Here is a 17,267-nt window from a genome sequence, read left to right on the forward strand (position 1 = left end):
CATAAAAAACGAGGCCACCTGAGCCTCGTTTTTGTTTATCAGCCTGCCTTATTTGCCAAAAACACTGGTCCACAAGCTGCTGATTTTCATCATCACGAAGTCCCAGATGCGGCCGATAAAGCCGGTTTCTTTCACTTCCTGCAAGGCCACCAGCGGACGCTGCTCAATCACTTTGCCATCCAGGCTGAAATCCACCGTGCCCACCACCTGATTTTTCGCCAGCGGTGCTTCCAGCTGTGGTGTGGTCAGGTTGAAGCTGGCTTTGAGGTTTTTCAGCTGACCTTTCGGCATGGTCAGCGAGGCATTTTCTGCCACGCCCAGCGGCACCTTTTTCTCATCGCCAAACCACACGCGCTGGCTGGTGAAGGCATCACCGGCTTTAATCGGTGTCAGGGTTTCATAAAAACGGAATCCCCAGGTCAGCAGGCTTTCACTTTCACTGAAACGGATACGGTCGCTCGGCGCGCCCATCACCACGGCGATCAGACGCATACCGTTGGGATCACTGGCCGACGACACCAAATTGTAGCCCGCGCCGGAGGTGTAGCCGGTTTTGATGCCGTCGACATTCAGGTTTGAACTCCATAACAGGCGGTTGCGGTTAATCTGTTTGATGTGGTTGAAGGTAAATTCTTTCTCTTTATGCAGCGCATATTCATCCGGCGTATCGCGGATCAGCGCCTGCGACAGCAACGCCATGTCGGTTGCCGAGGTGTACTGACCGTCCGCATCCAGCCCGTGAACGGTTTTGAAATGGGTATTTTGCAGTTTCAGTTGTTCGGCATAGCGGTTCATCAGGTTAACGAAAGAATCCTGACTGCCTGCCACGTAATCCGCCAGTGCGATACTGGCGTCGTTACCTGACTGGATCACGATACCTTTATTCAGCTCAGACACCGGCACACGGTCGCCCGGCTTGAGGAACATCAGCGAGGAGCCGCGCAGCACCGGATTGCCGGTGGCCCAGGCATCGTTACCGACGGAAACCAGATCGTCGGATTTGATTTTGCCGGATTTGATCGCCTGCCCGACCACATAGCTGACCATGATTTTACTCAGGCTGGCCGGGTCGAGACGCGCGTCAGGGTTCGATTCCGTCAGGATCTTACCGCTGTTGTAATCCATCAATACCCAGGATTTGGCATTAATCTGTGGGGCGACGGGGCCGTTATCCGCCTGAGCGGCAGGAAGCGCCAGCAGCAAAACTCCACCGCCCAGCGCGTAAATGAAAGTCCGTTTGAATTGGGAAGAAATAGTCATAGGTATCAGCGCTTTTGTCCGGGTAACTGAAATTTATCTTATCTTTCAATCAGATTGTGCAACTCTGTCAGGTGTAAAACCTACTGCTTTCCGGCTCGGGAATAAACCTAAATAGTGTAAAGATCTAAAGAATAGTAGAGATTTCCGCTGCTTGCGCACATCTCACTGGCGGGAAAATAAGCAGTCAGCACTTGACCCTTCCATTGATGTGCGGCAGTTTAGTCTGCAAATACATATAAAATATCTATAACAATAAAGGGGTTAATCTCCGCGTGAGGTCTGCGTGGGAGAATCGCTTTCAGGGGCATCCATGACAGGTCTGGTGATAAAAGCGCTGATTGGCGCACTGGTGGTTATTCTGATCGGCATCCTGTCGAAAACCCGCAATTATTACATCGCCGGGCTGGTGCCGTTGTTCCCGACGTTTGCCCTGATTGCCCATTATATTGTCGGCACCGAGCGAAATATTGAGGCTCTGCGCACCACCATCATTTTCGGATTGTGGGCAGTGATCCCTTATATGGTGTACCTGATTTCGCTGTATTTTTTCATCGGTTCGATGAAACTGCCTTATGCCTTGTTTTGTGCCGTGGTCTGCTGGTCGCTGGCCGCCTGGCTGCTGATCACGCTGTGGACCCGCTTTCACGCCTGATGAAGATCGCGTGACAAGATTGTACATAAAACACCCGAACTCAAAAATTGCGCTACGCTGAATGAAGACTTTCAGATGAGGGAATCCGCGCCATGGATCTCGCAATATTTGAACTCGACCACACGCTGATTTGTGACGACAGCCATAACCTGTGGCTGCACTGGCTGATTTCGCAAGGTTACGCCTCCCGCGAAGAACTCAGCCATTATCGTCTTCATGCCGTTCATCAGCACAATGCGCCCGCCAGCGGCGTGTTTTGCCCGCACTATGCCGCCCGTTACAGTCAGTATCTTTCTCAGACTTTATTGCCGATGAGTGGCATGAGCTGCGCGACGGTGGCGAACTGGGTTCAGCGGTTTATCCACCGGGATATCCTGCCGCGAGTCTACCCGCAGGCGCGCGAAAAGCTGGAATGGCATCGCGCACGCGGCGACGAGATCCTGATTATGTCGGATTCCGGCGAACATCTGGTGATACCGGTGGCCAGAAGGCTGGGCGCAGACGCCGGTCTGGGGTTGCAAACCGGCATCCTCAATCAGCGTTTCAGCGGTACGGTGGAAGGCAGACTCACCTTTCATCAGGGGCGCGTCGACCGGCTGAAAGTGTGGCTGGACGCCCGCAGGCCACAAACTTATCAGCAGATTTTCGCCTACAGCCACACCCTTTACGATCAGCCCCTGCTGGAATTTGCCGATGTGGCAACGGTCATCAATGCCAGCGAACCGCTGCAAAAAATCGCTGCCGCACAGGGCTGGAACAGCCAGCACTGGTCGCGCTATCCCCGGCTACAAAAAACCGCCTGCTGACGGTTGCAGCGCAAAATCACGAATAAAAGCGTCGTTTTCGCGGGTCAGTTCATCACGGATAAACTCGATAAACTGACTCAGCGAGGCCGACCGCCGCTTCCCTGCCGGTGACTGCAACTGCAACGTGCGCTGACTCAGCTGTTCGATGTTCACCGGTTTCACCCGCAGGTTATCGCGCCGCGCTTTGTACATAATCGAAAAATGACTGCATGCCGCAATCGCCCCCGGCGTCTGTACCATAAAATCGTACAGTGTCGAAAAACGGTTACAGCTGACCGCCGGTTCAAGAAAGATCCCGCTCATCCGGCAGGACAAATCAAACAACTGGCGGATGGTGCTGCCCTGCTCGTTCATCGCCAGCGGATACGGATGCAAATCCGTCAGCTGAACATCCGCGTCAGCCAGCGGATGATCCGGCCGCATCACCATGCGTACCGGCGCGGGGAAAGACGCCATGATGTCCACGCCGCGCTCCGCCACCAGACTGAACTGCAAGGCCAGATCCACCTCGCCGTTATGGATCATCTCCGACACCTCCGCCGCCGTGCCGACATTGAGATAAAACATCACGCCGGGGTTGATCAGCCGGAACTGCGAAAACATCTGCGGCAGCAGATCAAACGCCAACCCGTCGGTGCACGCCATGCGGATCACCGTGCGGCGCACTGCGTTTAACCCCTGAATTTCTGCGATGGCGTGTTCCATGTCCATCATGCTTTTCCGCACATGGTTTTCCAGAATTTGCCCGGCGTCGTTCAGCACCATGCCGCGTGCGTGACGCTCAAACAGCGGCGCGCCAATGCGTTCTTCCAGCCTCTGGATCTGGCGACTGATGGCAGATACCGCCACAAACAACTGTTTACTGGCGGCACTCAGCGAGCCGGTATTTGCCACCGCCAGAAAATAACGAATCTCGGTACTTTGCATGACCGTATTGCCTCATCATTGTGCAGACAAGCATTACAATAAAAGCAACGCTGACTTGCAATTATTATTATTGTGGCAACGCTGACACGGGACGTAGAGTGAAACTGCTAAAAAAACCAACAATAAATCCTCAAAACATTGAAAAGCAGGTTCCTCATGACAGCGGAAAATATCGTAAAACAGGCATTAGCCTGGTTCGATCAGGGTGAATACCAGCGAATTCTGGCACGCAGGGTGGCAATCGCCACCGAAAGCCAGAGCAATCAGCGCGATGCAGAACTGGCGCGTTATCTTGATGAAGAGATCAAACCGGCACTTTCAGCGATGGGTTTCAGCCTGCTCAGCGTGGAAAATCCACATGCCGCCAACCGTCCTTTTCTGATTGCCACGCGCATTGAAGACAGCGCATTGCCCACCGTGCTGAGTTACGGTCACGGCGACGTCGTGTTCGGTGACGACGAAAACTGGCGCAGCGATTTGTCTCCCTGGGTGCTGAAAGAGGAAGGCGACCGCTGGTACGGACGCGGCAGCGCCGACAACAAGGGCCAGCACAGCATCAATATCGCGGCGCTGGAACAGATCTTCAACGCGCGCGGCGGGCGTCTGGGCTTCAACTGCAAACTGCTGTTCGAGATGGGCGAAGAGATCAGTTCTCCGGGGCTGGCTGAACTGTGCCGCGATTACCGCGACCAGCTCAGCGCCGATATTTTCCTCGCCTCCGACGGCCCGCGCCTGAGCGCCGTGCGCCCGACGCTGTTCCTCGGTTCACGCGGCGCGGTGAATTTCCGTCTGACAATTAACGCGCGCGACAACGCCTACCACTCCGGTAACTGGGGCGGTCTGCTGACCAATCCGGGCACCCAGCTTGCCAATGCGCTGGCCTGTCTGGTGGATCAGCACGGTCAGTTGCAGGTGGCGGCGCTGAAACCGCCTGCGGTCAGCGACGCCATCCGCGAGATCCTCAGTGATGTCGAGGTTGGCGGGGGCGAAAGCGATCCGCAAATTGATCCGCACTGGGGCGAAGCCGGTCTGACGCCCACTGAACGGCTGTACGCATGGAATACGCTGGAGGTGCTCTCCTTCCTGACCGGCAACCCTCAGCGCCCGATGAATGCCATTCCCGGCAGTGCCACGGCGGTATGTCAGCTGCGTTTTGTGGTGGGCACTGACTGGCAGCATCTGGCAGAACATGTCCGCGCGCACCTCGATGCGCAGGGTTTCCCGCAGGTAGAGGTGGAATTTATGCGCGGCTCACCGGCCACCCGTTTTGATCCGACCGACCCGCTGGTCGGCTGGGCGCTGGACATCATGCAGCACACCACCGGCAAGAAACCGGCCTTGTTACCGAACCTCGGCGGGTCGCTGCCTAATGACGTCTTTGCCGACATTCTCGGCCTGCCGACGCTGTGGGTGCCGCATTCCTATCCGGCCTGCGGCCAGCACGGTGTCAACGAACATATGCTGATTTCCGTCGCCCGCGAAGGGCTGGCGATCATGACCCATCTGCTCTGGGATCTCGGCGAACGGGGTGCCACCCTGCTCGCGCAACATGCCGCACACGCCGGAGGTGACCAATGAGCCAGTTAACGGCATCTTCAGGCAGCGCAGGTGCGGTGACCGAAAAGCCACATCTGCTGAAGACCCTGTTCGCGACCTGTATCGGTAACGCGCTGGAGTGGTTTGATATCGCGATTTATGGCTTTTTCGCCAGCTACATTGCCCATGCGTATTTCCCGACTTCCGACCCGACAGTTTCCCTGTTACTGACATTCGGCAGTTTCGGCGTGTCGTTCCTTATCCGTCCGCTCGGTGCCATTGTGCTGGGTGCGTATGCGGATAAACATGGCCGCAAAGCCTCATTGCTGCTCTCCATCAGCCTGATGATGGTGGGCGGACTGATCATCGTGATCACGCCAGCCTACGGCACCATCGGGATGGCTGCGCCGCTGCTGATCCTCGCCGCACGTCTGATCCAGGGCTTTTCGGCGGGCGGTGAATTCGGCAGCTCGACGGCCTTTCTGGTGGAACACTTCCCGGAGCGCAAGGCATTTATCGCCAGCTGGCAGTTCGCGACGCAGGGCGCAAGCACATTGCTGGCCTCGGCATTCGGTCTGGGGTTGTCGGCGATTCTGAGTGAAACACAGTTGCAGGACTGGGGATGGCGTATTCCGTTTATCTTCGGGTTGCTGATTGGTCCTGTCGGTTTGTATATCCGCCGCCATATCAAAGAATCGGAAAGTTTCAGCAAGGCCGAGAAAACCGCGTCACCGCTGAAGGAAATCGTGCGGGCGCAAAAAGGTCTGTTCTTTACGGCGATCGGCCTGATGGTGGTCTCTACCGCAATTAACTACATGCTGAACTACGTGCCGACGTATGCCACCAAAACGCTGCATCTGCCTGCGTCCGCAGGGTTCAGCGCCACGCTGGCAGCCGGGATTATCCTGACCGTGGTGACGCCAATTATGGGGCTGTGGGCAGAGAAAATTGGTCGCCTGCCGCTGATGTGGGGGTCACTGATCCTGCTGTTGCTGACGGTGTATCCGGCCTTCTGGCTGATGCTGCAACACACGTCGGCGATGTCGTTGCTGTTGTTGATCAGCTGGCTGGCCCTGCTGAAATCGGTGTATTTCTCCACCGTGCCGTCGATGATGGCGGATCTGTTCCCGATCACCACCCGCGCCAGCGGTATGGCGATCAGCTATAACGTCGCCGTGACGGTATTTGGTGGTTTTGCCCCGTTCATTTGTACATTGCTGATTTCCGCCACCGGCAGCAGTCTGGCACCGGGCTACTACCTGATGATGGTCGGATTGCTCAGTGTCTGGGCGCTGTTCAAGGCACAACGAACCCAGCGCTGAGGTGCTCTCTGAGGCGGGCGATGGCAGCCCGCCTTTTTCAGGGTTAATCCTTGGGTGCCACTTTCAGCAGTTTGCCGTCACTTTCATCCGTCAGCACATATACAAAGCCGTCAGCGCCCACCTGCACCTCGCGGATACGCTCGTTCCGTTCACTGAGCAGCCGTTCCTCATGAGTGACTTTTTCGCCGTCCAGTGTCAGACGGATCAGTGATTTTCCCGCCAGTGCCCCGACAAACAGCGAGTTTTTCCATTGCGGGAAAGTCTGCGCGTGATAGAACGCCATGCCGCTCAGCGCGGGCGATACTTTCCAGTAATAAATCGGATCTTCCGCCCCGGCCAGCGTCGTGCCTTTGGCTTCCGGGATCGGCTGGCCGGAATAGTTGATACCAAAAGTCGCCAGCGGCCAGCCGTAGTTTTTACCGGCTTTTGGCAGGTTCACTTCATCGCCCCCGCGCGGGCCGTGCTCCGTTTCCCACAGCGCGCCGCTCCACGGATTGATCGCCAGCCCCTGCGCGTTACGGTTGCCGTAGGTCCAGATCTCCGGTTTCGCCCTTTGATCATTCACGAACGGATTGTCTTGCGGCACGCCACCTTCAGGGGTCAGGCGCAGGATTTTGCCCTGCAACTGATTGAGATGCTGCGCCCTGATGCGCTGGTTGTTATCGCCGGTGGACAGGAAAATGTTGCCCTTCTGATCAAAGGCGATGCGTCCGCCCAGATTGATGCCGCTCTGCAACGCCGGTTGCTGCACGAAAATGGCTTTAAAACCGGTCAGGGATTTATTGTCGGCAGACAATGTGCCATAGCCCAGCGCCGCGTGGGGTTCACCCACTTCTCCCGGTTGCGCGTAGGTCAGATATACCCGCCGGTTACGGGCGAAATCTGGCGACAAACGCACATCCCATAAACCCGCCTGCCCGGCGACCCACACCCGTGGCACCCCTTTCAGCGGTGCGGATAATCCGTTGTCCTGCGTCCACAACCGTAACTGCCCGCTGCGCTCGGTGATCAGCGCGCCCTGATTATCAGGCAGAAAAGCCAGTGACCATGGATGCGCCAGCCCTTTCGCCAGTTCGGTAACGTCGGTGGCGGCAGAAGGCGGCGACTCAGGGGCTTGCGGAGCGGCGGCCGTGGCATGACCGCTAAACAATGCCAGCGCAAACACCGGCAACAAGGGGACGCGGAAAGGAAATGGCATAGGGCTTCTCCCGGAGGTGTATTGAGAAAAGAAGGATCACGGTGAAGTTAAAGTTTAGGCCATGCCCCTGATTTTGCTCGTCCCTTGCGCGTTCACTATAACTAACAGGAATAACAGCGCGGCGAAATATAATAACAACAAGCCATTCCCTCTTTCTTAACATACCGGTAAACTGCCCCAACAGAATAGACGTCTGGACAGACAGACTTCTGTACATCCTCAATCGGGTAAGGTGTATTGCTTTCCCCGATTTACAAAAAAACACCAGAAAAAACATCGCGTCCGACGGAGCAGTTTCATAATGAAAAAAATATCCGCATCCCTGCTGGCTTTAAGCCTGTTTTCTGCCGTACCGGCATTCGCTGCCGGTGAAACGCCAGCGCCTGTTCCGGCGGCCATTGCCCAGCACAGCGGCCCGGTGCGTATCGCCGTGGTGCGTAATCTGGGTTCTGACGACAACACCACCCAGTTTCTGGCCGGTGCTATCAAACAAGGCCGCGCACTGGGTTTTAAAGTCGATACCTTCCTGAGTAATGGCGACGACGCCAAATTTCAGGATTTCGTCAATCAGGCCATCAGCCAGAAATATGACGGCATTATCCTTTCTCAGGGCCGTGGGCCGTATTCCGAAGCGCTGGTAAAACGTATCGCCGCTGCCGGTATCGCCGTTTCCGCGTTCGATACCGAAGTGCCGGAAAACATTCCGGGCGTCACCGTGACCCGTCAGGACGACGCCTCGCTGGCGAAAGCCTCTGTCGGTCAGTTAGTGAAAGATTTCAACGGCAAAGCCAATATCGTCAAACTGTGGGTGGCCGGTTTCCCGCCCATGGAACGCCGTCAGAAAACCTACGAAGCGATCCTGAAAGAGAACCCGGGCATTCATCAGCTGGAATCCATCGGCGCAGTCTCGTCTGATGTGCAGGGTGATACCGCCAACAAAGTGGGCGCGATCCTGGCGAAATACCCGAAAGGTCAGATTGATGCCATCTGGGGCGCGTGGGATGCGTTCAGTCAGGGCGCGTACAAGGCGCTGAAAGAGAATGGCCGTACCGAGATCAAACTCTACAGCATCGACGTGTCGAATCAGGATCTGCAACTGATGCGCGAAAAAGGCAGCCCGTGGCAGATGACCGCCGCCGTGGATACCCAGCTGATCGGTGCCGTTAACCTGCGTATTGTGGCGCTGAAAATTGCCGGTGAGAAAACGCCTGCCACTTATGAATTCCCGGCACAAACCATCCCGCAATCCCTGCTGCTGAGCCAGCCGGATGGCATTAACGTGACCGGTCTGAGCAAAATTATCCCGGGCTGGGGTAAATCCGAAGATTTCACCGCGCCGTGGTTTGCGACGCTGGAAGCCAAATACAAAAAGTAATCGTCTGCGACCTCCCGGAAACGGGAGGTTTTTTCAGCACTTCCCCCGCGCTTCTCCGCTCAACTTTCCCCCGTTTGCCCCCTGTGATCACAGAAATAAAGAAACATAATTTCAGAAGTAAAAATCTCAATAGCCGCCGTCCCCGCCAACCGTTAAAACCTGTACTCTCCCTTTTCATATGGACATTGAAGCAATGAGTACAGAAATCCTTTCGGTGAAGGAAAAGATTGGTTATGGATTAGGCGATGCCGCCAGCCATATCATTTTCGACAACGTCATGCTCTACATGATGTTTTTCTATACCGATATTTTCGGCATCCCCGCAGGTTATGTCGGTACGATGTTCCTGCTGGCCCGCGCACTGGACGCGATCTCTGACCCATGCATGGGATTACTGGCTGACCGTACCCGCACCCGCTGGGGTAAATTCCGCCCTTACGTGCTGTTTGGCGCCATTCCTTTCGGGATCGTCTGCGTCTTCACTTACACCACGCCAGAGCTGAGCATGACCGGCAAAATGATTTATGCCGCCATCACTTATACGCTGCTGACGCTGATGTACACCGTGGTGAACATCCCGTACTGCGCCCTCGGTGGCGTGATCACCTCGAACCCGACGCAACGTATTTCCCTGCAATCCTACCGCTTCGTGCTGGCCACGGCGGGCGGCATGTTAAGTACCGTGCTGATGATGCCGCTGGTGAACTTCATCGGAGGTGAAGATAAAGCCCTCGGCTATCAGGGCGGGATTGCGGTACTGGCGATTGTCGCCGCCGTGATGCTGGCGATTTGCTTTGCCACCACCAAAGAACGTATCGATCCGGGCAAACCGACCGGCACCATGCGCGAAGATTTGCGTGACATCTGGCACAACGACCAGTGGCGCATCGTCGGCCTGCTGACCATCCTCAACATCATGGCGGTCGCCGTGCGCGGCGGTGCCATGATGTATTACGTCACCTATATTCTCGGCAATCCGGTGCTGTTCGCCTGGTTCCTGGGGGTTTATTCCGTCGGCAACCTGTTCGGCAGTGCGCTGGCAAAACCGCTGACCGACTGGAAATGCAAAGTCAGCGTGTTCTGGTGGACCAACGCCATTCTCGCCGTACTCAGCATCGGCATGTTCTTCCTGCCGGTGAACGGCAGTGTACTGATGTTTATCTTCATCTTCGTTATCGGCGTTCTGCATCAGTTAGTGACGCCAATCCAGTGGGTCATGATGTCCGACACCGTGGATTACGGCGAATGGAATGACGGTAAACGTCTGACCGGTATCAGCTTCGCGGGCACCCTGTTCGTCCTGAAACTCGGTCTGGCCCTGGCAGGCGCCATGATTGGCTGGATGCTGGCCGGTGCAGGTTATCAGTCCGGTGCAGCGACACAGAATGCCGCCACCATGACCAGCATCATCGCGCTGTTCACCGTGGTTCCTGCGGTCTGCTACCTGCTGAGCGCCATCATCTGCAAACGTTATTACATTCTGCGCACCCCGCTGCTGCGCCGCATTCTGGATGAAGTCTCACAAGGCATCCGCCGCAATCAGCAAGAATTTATGAAATGAATGGGATCACATTTAAAAGGAGGGTTTTATTTTGAAAATTAGTGACGGTAACTGGTTGATCCAGGACGGTCTCACACTCACACACCCGCTACAGGTGTTTGAAGTACAGCGCTCAGGCAACGACATGGTGGTTTACGCCGCACCGAAAGATGCGTCGGAACGCGCCAGCCAGCTGGATTCTCCGCTGTTCACCCTGCGTTTCTTCTCGCCGCAGACCGGCGTGATTGGTGTGCGCATTACCCATTTTGATGGCGAAACGGATAAAGGCCCGCATTACCCGTTAATGCAAAACGATACCCCCGAACTGCGCTTTGAGGACAATGACGAATTCGCCGCCTTGCACAGCGGCGACCTGAGTGTTCGCGTCACCAAAGGCAATAACTGGACGCTGGATTTCCTGCGCAATGGCCGCCGGATCACCGGCAGCGTCGCGAAATCGAACGGTTATGTTCAGGACGCCAAAACGCAGAAAACCTTCATGATGGAACGCCTGGATCTGGGCGTCGGCGAAACCGTTTACGGACTGGGCGAACGCTTCACCGCGCTGGTCAAAAACGGCCAGACCGTGGAAACCTGGAACCGCGATGGCGGCACCAGCACCGAACAGTCTTACAAAAACATTCCGTTCTACCTGACCAACCGCGGCTACGGCGTGCTGGTGAATCATCCTGAATGTGTGTCTTTTGAAGTCGGCTCCGAAAAAGTCTCTAAAGTGCAGTTCAGCGTGGAAGGCGAATATCTTGAGTATTTCGTCATTGATGGTCCGACGCCGAAAAAAGTGCTCGACCGCTATACGCGTCTGACCGGCCGCCCTGCGCTGCCGCCTGCCTGGTCGTTTGGCCTGTGGCTGACCACCTCGTTCACCACCAATTATGATGAAGCGACGGTTAACAGCTTTATTGACGGCATGGCTGAACGCGAGCTGCCCTTACACGTCTTCCACTTCGACTGCTTCTGGATGAAAGCTTTCCAGTGGTGCGATTTTGAATGGGATCCACAGACCTTCCCGGATCCTCAGGGCATGTTGCAACGTCTGAAAGCGCGCGGCCTGAAAATCTGCGTATGGATAAACCCGTACATCGGCCAGAAATCGCCGCTGTTCCACGAAGGCAAAGAGAAAGGCTATCTGCTGAAACGCCCTGACGGCCGTGTCTGGCAGTGGGACAAATGGCAGGCAGGCATGGGGATTGTCGATTTCACCAATCCAGAGGCGTGCGACTGGTATGCCGGTCACCTGAAACGCCTGGTTGATATGGGCGTGGATTGCTTTAAAACCGACTTTGGCGAACGCATCCCGACCGACGTGGTCTGGCACGATGGCAGCGATCCGCAGAAAATGCACAACCATTACGCGTTCGTGTACAACAAACTGGTGTACGAAACCTTGCAGGATAAACTCGGCGCAGACGAAGCGGTGCTGTTCGCCCGTTCCGCTTCGGTGGGCGCCCAGCAATTCCCGGTTCACTGGGGCGGAGACTGTTACGCGACCTATGAATCCATGGCTGAAAGCCTGCGCGGCGGATTATCCATCGGTCTGTCCGGCTTCGGATTCTGGAGCCACGACATCGGCGGTTTCGAAAATACCGCACCGGCGCATATCTACAAACGCTGGTGCGCATTCGGTCTGCTCTCAAGCCACAGCCGCCTGCACGGCAGCAAATCCTATCGTGTGCCGTGGGTGTATGACGATGAAGCCTGCGATGTGGTACGCGAATTCACACAGCTGAAATGCCGTCTGATGCCGTATCTCTATCCGGCCTCGGCGCAGGCCGCCAGCCACGGTACGCCGGTGATGCGCGCCATGATGCTGGAGTTCCCGGACGATCCGGCATGCGACTATCTCGACCGTCAGTATATGCTCGGCGATAACCTGCTGGTGGCACCGGTCTTCAGTGAAGAAGGGGATGTCGATTTCTATCTGCCGCAAGGCCGCTGGACGCACCTTCTTAACAACGACGTTGCGGAAGGTTCACGCTGGCATCGTCAGCAGCATGGCTTCAACAGCCTGCCGCTGTATGTCCGTCCGAACACCTTGCTGGCGCTGGGCAGCAATAATCAGAAGCCGGATTACGATTACAGCCAGAAGCCTGAATTCCATCTGTTTGAACTGGAAGACGGCGCGGTCGCGGAAAGCCAGATTACCGACCTGAGCGGAAAAACCGTCTTCACTCTCCGTGCGGTACGCAACGGCAACACCATTACCCTGGCCCGTAAAGGTAAAGCGCCAGGCTGGACGCTCTGTCTGCGCAATATTCAGCGCATTGCGGGGATCTCGCAGGGGACCTCCGCGACGCATCCGCAGGGACTGCTCCTGACGCCAGGGGCTGACGCTGAGGAGTTCGTGATTACGTTATAAAATTTATCACTGTCCCGCCCCGCTTCCGTCATCGGTAGCGGGGCTTTTTATTTCCGTCAATTCCCCGCGCCACTCTTATCTGCTCATTATTATAAAACACATCATGCTTTTATTATTTAAGCAGATTTTACGTGCAGGATTTTCCGACAATAAAAATAATAAGCTCACCCCTTTCACCCGACCGGAAATCACTGCCGATTCATTGACGACGTTAATTTCAGATACACTTCCGCGCCCTTAAAGGATGCCAATATGAAATTTGTTTTCTGTTTTTCTTTACTGCTGGCCTGTAGCGCAGGAATATCCATAACCTCCGCGCAGGCTGCCGACGGGCAGGCTAACGTCGTGTGTAATTTCAGCCATATGAAACCGGACGACGCGATAATGATGCCGGATATGCCAGGCATGGCGATGTCACATGATTTTATGGGTAACCGTTCTACCGATGCTTTTTCCACCGCCGAAACGCTTTTGCAACGCTCAGGCACCACCTGCAATAACGGGGCTGACAGCACCGGTTATTGGATACCTACCATGAAGTTACCGGATGGCGAAATTGTTCATCCCACTTACATCAAAACGTATTATCAGGCATATAACGTCGGACAATATCCGGTGACCGGATACCCTCACGGGCTGCAACTTCTGGCAGGCGACCACCGGGGAAACAGCCCGAACCCCCATATTTCTTTCCTGTGTGCCAACGGCAACGGTTACACCAATAAGGCCAATCAAATCTGCGGATTACGATCAAAAGGAGATGCTGTTCAGTTTAATATCGGCATCATGTTCCCTGATTGCTGGGATGGTAAAAACCTGAAAGCCAGAGGCACGAAGAATGCCGTCTACAGTGACAATGAGGGTCAGTGCCCTGCGGATCATCCGGTGAAACTGCCGAAAGTGAACATGAACGTCGCCTACGTTTTACCGCAGATTACCTCCCTGGATGTCAGCAAAGTTGAGCTGTCTCTCGATCCGCAACTGGTAGACGGTGAACTGACCCCGCTTTGGGGCAGTATTTATACGGCGCACGGTGATTTTATGAATGGCTGGACGGAAGATGCCACCCGATTCATGGCCGATCATTGTATGAATTTTGCTATGGAATGTAGCACCAATATTCCTTACAGCTTTACGGAAGCGGTTGCCGATACTTATGTCAGTAATCAGACTGAGGCGGACACGAATTTCGGTCATGCCACCACATTACTCGTGCAGGATGACTGGCGAAACTCAGGCCGGAATATCAACAAACAAATACTGACGTTAATTAAATTTAAAATCCCGCCACAACCCACAAATATTGAAGATTACACCGGCGTGAGTTTTAAATACAAAATACGCCTTTATGAAGGAAATATTACTGACGCCAAAGCATTTACTATATTTTTCTACCCTACGACACCGGACGGCTGGGATGAAAACACAGTCACCTGGAATAATAAACCGTCATTTAAATACAGCTCTGATGCCAGCTTATATATGAATAATACGCAGCAGTTCCGTTATGTCGATGTGGACAGTGCCGTACGTGCCGCACTGGCCGCCGGTAAAACGGAAGTGGCTTATTATATTGGCGGAGAACGTAATGGCAGAACCATTAGCGTGAACTCGAGAGAAAGTGGGAAGACGCCGACCATGATGCTGGTGGGATATCAAAAGGTCGTAGAACCTTAAGAAGTGCCTGCCCGCCTTGCCCCGCAACCCTCATTGCGGGGCTTTTTTGCGTTTACTAAACGTCCTGATACACGCTGTCACCGTGAATACTGCGGTATTCTTTTGGCGTCATTTCATAGCCTTTTTTGAATACCGAATAGAAATATTGCAGCGACGGATAGCCACACATCTGCGAGATTTCGTTGATGGAAATCGACGTCGCAGCCAGCAGATTGCGTGCGCGGTCGAGTTTTTCTTCGTGGATCACGCCATGAATCGTCTGTCCGGTTTCATCCTTAAAACGCTTCTCAAGATTAGAACGCGACATGCCGATGGCATCCAGTACCTGTTCAACCTTGATGCCTTTGCAGGCGTGATAACGGATGTAATGCATGGCCTGAATGACGGCCGGATCACGCAGTGAACGGAAATCCGTTGAGCGCCTTTCCACCACTTTTACCGGCGGCACCAGAATACGTTGCAGCGGCAAATCGCGCTGATCCAGCAACTGATGCAGAAGTTTCGCGGCACGATACCCCATCTGGCGCGTACCCTGCACCACCGATGACAAGGCGACCCGCGACAAATAGCGCGTCAGTTCCTCGTTATCAATACCAATCACGCTGAGTTTTTCCGGCACAGGGATATTCAGATGCTCGCATACCTGTAGCAGATGGCGCGCGCGGGCATCGGTGACGGCAATAATGCCGGTTTGTTGCGGCAAGGTCTGGATCCAGTCCGCCAGCCGGTTCTGCGCGTGCTGCCAGTTTTCCGGTGCGGTTTCCATCCCCTGATACACCACGCCCTGATACTGTTCGGCAGACACCAGTTTTCTGAACGCGTGCTCACGTTCCTGCGCCCAGCGTTTTCCGCCCGCATCAGGCAAGCCGTAAAACGCGAAACGGTTTATACCCTTTTCTTTCAGGTGCATAAATGCCGCTTCAACCAGTGCGTAGTTGTCCGTGGCGATATAGTGAACCGGCGGATAATCTTCTTCGCGATGGTAAGAGCCGCCAACGCCGACAATCGGCACATTCAGACCTTCGAGCAGGGTTTCAATTTCGCGATCGTCAAAATCGGCGATCACGCCATCCCCCAGCCAGTCCTTGATATTGTCTATGCGACAGCGGAAATCTTCCTCAATGAAGATATCCCAGTCACTCTGCGAAGCCTGCAGATATTCGCCCACGCCTTCTACCACCTGACGGTCGTAGACTTTATTCGCGTTAAATAACAGCGTGATCCGATAACGTTTTTCAAACATGCCTGTTTCTCACCGGTGATCAAATAGACTAAAGCCTCATCCTTAAGTACAAACGAATGAGGCTGATTGCGTGGTCAATAGCACAACGCAATGGCTCGCGTAGATTTAGCATAGCGAAACTGTGAGGTACCTCAGATTTTCCTGAGAAACTGTCTGTAAACGCCGCCCCTTCTGCTGACTTTATGCACGTCTCTTCGTCGCAGAATCCATCCATACGGCCAGCAGTAAAATCGCCCCTTTGACGATGTACTGCCAGAACGTCGGCACATCCAGCATACTCATGCCGTTATCCAGCGAGGCCATAATAAACGCGCCCATCACCGCACCGGCCACGCTACCGACGCCGCCCGCCAGACTGGTTCCGCCGATAACACAGGCGGCAATGGCATCCAGTTCTGCAATGTTCCCCGCCGAGGGCGACCCCGCCCCCAGCCGCGAGCTGAGGATTAAACCGGCAATCGCCACCATCAGGCCGTTAATCGCAAACACCGCCAGCTTGCTGCGCTCGACGTTGACACCCGATAACCGCGCCGCCTCGATATTGCCGCCAATCGCATAAATACGGCGACCGAAAGCCGTTCTTGAGGCCATAAACATGCCGCCCAGCATCAGCGCCACCAAAATCAGTACCGGCGTGGGGACGCCACGGTAATCATTGAGCAGATAAATAGCGCCCAATGCGATAATGGCCGTCAGCGCCTGACGAGTGACGTCGCCTTTGGCAGCGGTCAGGGGCAGCCCCAGCGCCGCGCGTTGTTTGCGTCTGCGCCACTGCCAGCCGATGAACAGCGCCAGGGCAATCGCACCAATACCAAAGCCTAAAGAATCAGGCAGATAGCTCTGACCGATTAACGACATCGCAGGCGTCGTCGGTGAAACCGTGGTGCCGCTGGTGATACCGATCAGAATCCCGCGAAACGCCAGCATCCCGGCCAGTGTCACGATAAATGACGGAACCTTGCGGTATGCCACCCACCAGCCATTCCATGCCCCCAGCAACAACCCCAGCGCCAGCGTGACCACAATGGTGAGCGGCAACGGCCAGCCGAGCCAGACGTCGAATATCGCCGCCGCACCGCCGAGTAATCCCATCATGGAACCGACGGACAAGTCGATTTCCGCCGAGATAATCACAAAGACCATCCCGACAGCCAGAATGCCGGTAATGGCGGTCTGGCGCAGCAGGTTAGAGACGTTACGCGCGCTGATATAAGCGCCGTCCGTGGTGACACTGAAAAAGACAATAATCACCGCAATCGCCGCCAGCATCACGAAAACCTGCAGATTAATGTTCTTCAGTTTCTGCATTGAAAACAGCGTCTCCGCTTCGCCACTGCCGGCAGACGCGGGCGTC

Annotated in this window: 13 protein-coding genes; 8 read left to right on the forward strand and 5 right to left on the reverse strand. The window is 55.1% G+C overall.

Annotated elements, in window-relative coordinates:
* Nucleotides 1–48: 48 nt before the first annotated feature.
* Nucleotides 49–1,260, reverse strand: a complete 1,212-nt coding sequence (locus tag EYY67_RS21045) for a serine hydrolase (RefSeq protein ID WP_131694313.1) — start codon at nt 1,258–1,260, stop codon at nt 49–51.
* 310 nt (nt 1,261–1,570) lie between these two features.
* Here EYY67_RS21045 and EYY67_RS21050 point away from each other — a divergent pair, with 310 nt between their 5' ends.
* Complete coding sequence (locus EYY67_RS21050) at nt 1,571–1,912, forward strand: GlpM family protein (protein WP_095922265.1); 342 nt, start codon at nt 1,571–1,573, stop codon at nt 1,910–1,912.
* 92 nt (nt 1,913–2,004) lie between these two features.
* Nucleotides 2,005–2,718: an HAD family hydrolase gene (locus EYY67_RS21055; protein ID WP_131694314.1), complete on the forward strand. Its 714-nt coding sequence runs from the start codon at nt 2,005–2,007 to the stop codon at nt 2,716–2,718.
* Here EYY67_RS21055 and EYY67_RS21060 read toward each other — a convergent pair.
* Complete coding sequence (locus EYY67_RS21060) at nt 2,698–3,645, reverse strand: LysR family transcriptional regulator (protein ID WP_119825168.1); 948 nt, start codon at nt 3,643–3,645, stop codon at nt 2,698–2,700. The two genes, EYY67_RS21055 and EYY67_RS21060, sit on opposite strands and share 21 nt — an antisense overlap.
* Before the next feature lie 156 nt (nt 3,646–3,801).
* Here EYY67_RS21060 and EYY67_RS21065 point away from each other — a divergent pair, with 156 nt between their 5' ends.
* Nucleotides 3,802–5,223, forward strand: a complete 1,422-nt coding sequence (locus EYY67_RS21065; RefSeq protein WP_131694315.1) for a M20 family metallopeptidase — start codon at nt 3,802–3,804, stop codon at nt 5,221–5,223.
* A complete protein-coding gene (locus tag EYY67_RS21070; protein ID WP_131694316.1) occupies nt 5,220–6,503 on the forward strand; it encodes an MFS transporter in 1,284 nt (427 codons plus the stop codon). Before EYY67_RS21065 ends, EYY67_RS21070 begins: the two co-directional genes overlap by 4 nt.
* A 43-nt stretch (nt 6,504–6,546) precedes the next feature.
* On the opposite strand, the gene EYY67_RS21075 is transcribed toward EYY67_RS21070, so the two are convergent.
* A complete protein-coding gene (locus EYY67_RS21075) occupies nt 6,547–7,701 on the reverse strand; it encodes a PQQ-dependent sugar dehydrogenase (RefSeq protein WP_131694317.1) in 1,155 nt (384 codons plus the stop codon).
* A gap of 301 nt (nt 7,702–8,002) precedes the next feature.
* On the opposite strand from EYY67_RS21075, the gene EYY67_RS21080 reads away from it, so the two are divergent.
* The 4 genes from EYY67_RS21080 (at nt 8,003) to EYY67_RS21095 (ending at nt 14,670) form a co-directional block, all read left to right on the forward strand.
* A complete protein-coding gene (locus EYY67_RS21080) occupies nt 8,003–9,076 on the forward strand; it encodes a sugar ABC transporter substrate-binding protein (protein ID WP_095922271.1) in 1,074 nt (357 codons plus the stop codon).
* 193 nt (nt 9,077–9,269) lie between these two features.
* On the forward strand, nt 9,270–10,637 hold the full coding sequence (locus EYY67_RS21085; protein WP_095922272.1) for a glycoside-pentoside-hexuronide family transporter: 1,368 nt from the start codon (nt 9,270–9,272) through the stop codon (nt 10,635–10,637).
* Between the two features lie 31 nt (nt 10,638–10,668).
* Nucleotides 10,669–12,993, forward strand: a complete 2,325-nt coding sequence (gene yicI, locus EYY67_RS21090; protein WP_131694318.1) for an alpha-xylosidase — start codon at nt 10,669–10,671, stop codon at nt 12,991–12,993.
* 252 nt (nt 12,994–13,245) lie between these two features.
* Nucleotides 13,246–14,670, forward strand: coding sequence for a CBM96 family carbohydrate-binding protein (locus EYY67_RS21095; protein ID WP_131694319.1), 1,425 nt, complete (start codon nt 13,246–13,248; stop codon nt 14,668–14,670).
* Nucleotides 14,671–14,725: 55 nt separating this feature from the next.
* On the opposite strand, the gene xylR is transcribed toward EYY67_RS21095, so the two are convergent.
* Nucleotides 14,726–15,913: a D-xylose utilization transcriptional activator XylR gene (gene xylR / locus EYY67_RS21100; protein WP_095922275.1), complete on the reverse strand. Its 1,188-nt coding sequence runs from the start codon at nt 15,911–15,913 to the stop codon at nt 14,726–14,728.
* A 180-nt stretch (nt 15,914–16,093) separates the two neighbouring features.
* Complete coding sequence (xylH, locus tag EYY67_RS21105; protein ID WP_229921105.1) at nt 16,094–17,221, reverse strand: xylose ABC transporter permease XylH; 1,128 nt, start codon at nt 17,219–17,221, stop codon at nt 16,094–16,096.
* Between the last annotated feature and the right edge of the window lie 46 nt (nt 17,222–17,267).

The organism is Rahnella victoriana (assembly GCF_004330295.1).
GTDB classification, from domain to species: domain Bacteria; phylum Pseudomonadota; class Gammaproteobacteria; order Enterobacterales; family Enterobacteriaceae; genus Rahnella; species Rahnella victoriana.

Bases quoted from the DNA above. Each gene is read 5' to 3' on its own strand.
- EYY67_RS21045 (WP_131694313.1), bottom strand. From the start codon at position 1,260: ATGACTATTTCTTCCCAATTCAAACGGACTTTCATTTACGCGCTGGGC.
- EYY67_RS21050 (WP_095922265.1), top strand. From the start codon at position 1,571: ATGACAGGTCTGGTGATAAAAGCGCTGATTGGCGCACTGGTGGTTATT.
- EYY67_RS21055 (WP_131694314.1), top strand. From the start codon at position 2,005: ATGGATCTCGCAATATTTGAACTCGACCACACGCTGATTTGTGACGAC.
- EYY67_RS21060 (WP_119825168.1), bottom strand. From the start codon at position 3,645: ATGCAAAGTACCGAGATTCGTTATTTTCTGGCGGTGGCAAATACCGGC.
- EYY67_RS21065 (WP_131694315.1), top strand. From the start codon at position 3,802: ATGACAGCGGAAAATATCGTAAAACAGGCATTAGCCTGGTTCGATCAG.
- EYY67_RS21070 (WP_131694316.1), top strand. From the start codon at position 5,220: ATGAGCCAGTTAACGGCATCTTCAGGCAGCGCAGGTGCGGTGACCGAA.
- EYY67_RS21075 (WP_131694317.1), bottom strand. From the start codon at position 7,701: ATGCCATTTCCTTTCCGCGTCCCCTTGTTGCCGGTGTTTGCGCTGGCA.
- EYY67_RS21080 (WP_095922271.1), top strand. From the start codon at position 8,003: ATGAAAAAAATATCCGCATCCCTGCTGGCTTTAAGCCTGTTTTCTGCC.
- EYY67_RS21085 (WP_095922272.1), top strand. From the start codon at position 9,270: ATGAGTACAGAAATCCTTTCGGTGAAGGAAAAGATTGGTTATGGATTA.
- EYY67_RS21095 (WP_131694319.1), top strand. From the start codon at position 13,246: ATGAAATTTGTTTTCTGTTTTTCTTTACTGCTGGCCTGTAGCGCAGGA.
- xylR (WP_095922275.1), bottom strand. From the start codon at position 15,913: ATGTTTGAAAAACGTTATCGGATCACGCTGTTATTTAACGCGAATAAA.
- xylH (WP_229921105.1), bottom strand. From the start codon at position 17,221: ATGCAGAAACTGAAGAACATTAATCTGCAGGTTTTCGTGATGCTGGCG.